General features: G+C 64.8%; 2 protein-coding genes. Both read right to left on the bottom strand.

Going from position 1 to position 651, the window contains the following annotated elements; translation table 11 throughout:
• Window positions 1-337, bottom strand: a 337-nt coding sequence (locus tag VQ03_RS30355; protein WP_157064335.1) for a hypothetical protein, incomplete at its 3' end; no start/stop codon positions are given.
• Window positions 338-375: 38 nt separating this feature from the next.
• Window positions 376-651, bottom strand: a 276-nt coding sequence (locus tag VQ03_RS34175; RefSeq protein ID WP_048454663.1) for a glycosyltransferase family 2 protein, incomplete at its 5' end; no start/stop codon positions are given.

The raw sequence follows: 651 nt of genomic DNA on the forward strand, positions 1-651 counted from the left end.
CCGGCAGGTCCATCGGAACGGACGCTGACAGGTCTGTGGCGCCGTCGAGCGAGAGCTGCAGGGCGGGCAATCCGACGTGTTCGGACAGCCGAACGAACGACACCAGCGCCGCCGAGGGAATTTCGAAGAGGGCATCGCTCTCGGCGAAGACGTCGCCATCCGGTCCGGGTCGGGGGCGGACGACGCCGAGACGGGTATGTCCGATCTGAACCGCCAAGGCCGGCCCGGCGTCATCACCGACCCTGCCTGTAGCCGTCAGTCGGCAGACCAGGCAATCCTCACCAGCTTCGACGGAGAGCCATTCGGGAACCGGCGGATCATGGGGGATGTCCAGCATCGTCCCGGATCCGCGCAGGCCAGCGTCATCGCTCTCAGTCATAGATACCACGACAGATCCGTGCGGGGGGGGAACGCCGGCAGGCAGGCGGTGCTGGTCAAAGCGAGATTGGGATTGAAGAACGGGTCGTCCACGATGGCGGATCGCCAGCGCTGCATCATCCTCATCTTGTCATCGGCGAACCGCTTCTGCTTTTCCGGATTGTCTTCGTGACCCCGCGAGGCCGATTCCAGGTGGTAGAGCGAGGCTTGCGGCGTCCAGATGATGCGGAAGCCGGCGGCCCGGATGCGCAAGCAGAGGTCGATGTCGTTGAA

Origin of the sequence: Methylobacterium tarhaniae (assembly GCF_001043955.1) — a bacterium.
Classification (GTDB): Bacteria; Pseudomonadota; Alphaproteobacteria; order Rhizobiales; family Beijerinckiaceae; genus Methylobacterium; species Methylobacterium tarhaniae.